A 2,667-nucleotide genomic window follows, 5' to 3' on the forward strand; every position below is an offset into this window, starting at 1 on the left:
GGTCCGACCGCTGTCGGACCTGTCGCTGGTCAAGACCGTCGACCCCGAGGTCCTCTCCCCCGGCGAGCCGGCCACCTTCACCCTCACGGTGGACAACGCCGGACCGTCGGTGGCCCGCGACGTCAGCGTCACCGACCCGGTCGACCCCGCCCTCGAGATCACGGCCGTCGACGGCGCCGACTGCGAGGTCGGCGACACCGGCACCGTCAGCTGCGACCTGGGTGACCTCGCCCCCGGTGCCGAGCCGGTGGTCATCACCGTCGACGTGGACGTGCCCGCCGGCTACGCCTCGGACACCTTCGCCAACAGCGCCGTGGTCTCCTCGGCCACCGAGGACCCCGACGCCGGGAACAACACGGGGACCGTCTCCGGGCCGGCGGCCCCGCTGGCCGACCTGTCGGTCACCAACACGGCGGTCTCCGACAGGGCCACCCCGGGCACCGAGGTCACCTGGCGGGTCGTGGTCCGCAACGACGGCCCGGCCACCGCCCGCGCGGTGACCCTCACCGAGGCCCTGCCCGCCGGCGTCACCCTCGTCTCGGTCACCGGCGGCGACGCGAGCTGCGACCTGGCCACCGGCACCTGCAGCCTGGGCGACCTCGCCCCGGGCCAGGTCGTCACCCTGACCGTGGTGGCCGCCGTCGCCGACGACTACGACCAGCCCACCGTGACGTCGACCGCCAGCGTGACCGCTGCCACGAACGACCCCGACACCACCGACGACGTGGCCAGCAGCACGCTGGGTGCCGCCGGCTCGGCGGACCTGTCGCTGGTCAAGACCGTCGACCCGGGGACCCTCTCCCCCGGCGAGCCGGCCACCTTCACCCTCACCGTGGACAACGCCGGCCCCTCCGTGGCCCGAGACGTCCGGGTGCTCGACCCGGTCGACCCCGCGCTCGAGGTCACCGACGTCACCGGCGCGGACTGCGAGGTCGGCGGCACCGGCACCGTGGCCTGCGAGCTCGGCGACCTGGCCCCCGACGCCGACCCGGTGGTCATCACCGTCGAGGTCGACGTCCCCGCCGACCACGTGGCCGACACGTTCGCCAACAGCGCCGTGGTCAGCTCCGCGACCCCCGACCCGGTGGCCGAGGACAACACCGGCACCGTGTCCGGTCCGGCGGCGGCCCGCGCCGACCTGTCGGTCGTCACCACGCCGGTCTCCGACGTCGCCGTCCCCGGCGGCCAGGCCTCCTGGACCGTCGTGGTCACCAACGAGGGCCCGGCCCTGGCCCGTGGCGTCACCCTGTCCGAGGCGCTGCCCGCCGGGGTCACCCTGGTCTCCCTGACCGGCGAGGGCGTCGTGTGCGACACGGCCACCGGGCTGTGCACCGTGGGCGACCTGGCCCCCGGTGAGAGCCGGACGATCACCGTCGTGGCCGAGGTCGACCCCGGCTACGACCAGCCGACGGTGACCAGCACCGCCGGCGTCGCGAGCCCGACCGTCGACCCCGACGAGACCGACAACGTGTCCTCCAGCACCCTGCCGGTGGTCCCCGGCGCCGACCTGTCGCTGGTCAAGACCGTCGACCCCGAGGTGCTGTCCCCCGGCGAGCCGGCCACCTTCACCCTGACCGTGGTGAACGACGGCCCGTCGGTGGCCCGCCAGGTCACCGTCACCGACCCGGTCGACCCCGCGCTGACCGTCACCGCCGTCGACGGGGCCGACTGCCAGGTCGACCAGGACGGTGTGGTCACCTGCGACCTGGGTGACCTCGCTCCCGACGCCGACCCGGTGGTCATCACCATCGACGCCGACGTCCCCGCCGACTACGCGCCCGCCACCTTCACCAACAGCGCCACCGTGGTGTCGGCGGTCACCCCCGACCCCGACGAGGCCGACAACACCGGCACCGTCTCCGGCGACGCGGCCGCCTGGGCCGACCTGGCGCTGACCAAGACCACCCTCGCTCCGCTGACCGCGGGCACGCAGGGCAGCTGGGAGCTGACCGTGGTCAACGAGGGCCCGGCGCTGGCCCGGGAGGTCAGCGTGACCGACCAGCTGCCCGCAGGCGCCACCCCGGTGGGCACCGACGGCTGCACACCGGTCGGCAGCACGGTGACCTGCTCGGTGCCCGAGCTCGCCCCCGGCGCCTCGGCGACCTTCACGGTCACCGCGGACCTGGCCAGCGACCTGGACGGCACGCTGACCAACACGGCGACGGTCGGCTCGACCACGCCCGAGATCGACCCCGGTGACAACACCGCCACCACCACCGACCCGGTGGGTCGCGTCTCCGACCTCCGCGTGAGCAAGACGGTGGACGCCACGGAGGCCCGGCAGGGCGACGTGGTGACCTGGACCGTCGTGGTGACCAACGACGGACCGTCGGACGCCGACGCCGTCGAGGTGCAGGACGACTGGCCCGAGGGCGCACAGCTCCTCGGCCACGACGCCGACCAGGGCGAGCTCGACCCGTCCACCGGTCTGTGGTCGGTCGGCACCCTGGCGGTCGGGGCGAGCGCCACGCTCACCCTGGAGGCCAGGCTCACCGGGACCGGTGAGGTCGAGAACACCGCCTCGGCGACCTCGGACTCCGTCGACCCCGACCCCTCCGGCGACGTCGCCTCCGCCGCGGTCGAGGTAGCGCCGGCCGAGCCGCCGGTCGATCCCACCGAGCCGCCGGTCGACCCGACCCAGCCGCCCGTCGACCCGACCCAGCCGCC

Annotated in this window: 1 protein-coding gene; it reads left to right on the plus strand. The window is 74.9% G+C overall.

Features of this window, described 5'->3' with window-relative positions:
• On the plus strand, positions 1-2,667 hold a 2,667-nt coding region (locus GC722_RS15990), incomplete at both ends, for a DUF11 domain-containing protein (RefSeq protein ID WP_156611737.1).

The sequence above is a fragment of the Auraticoccus cholistanensis genome (assembly GCF_009742705.1).
Taxonomy (GTDB): domain Bacteria; phylum Actinomycetota; class Actinomycetes; order Propionibacteriales; family Propionibacteriaceae; genus Auraticoccus; species Auraticoccus cholistanensis.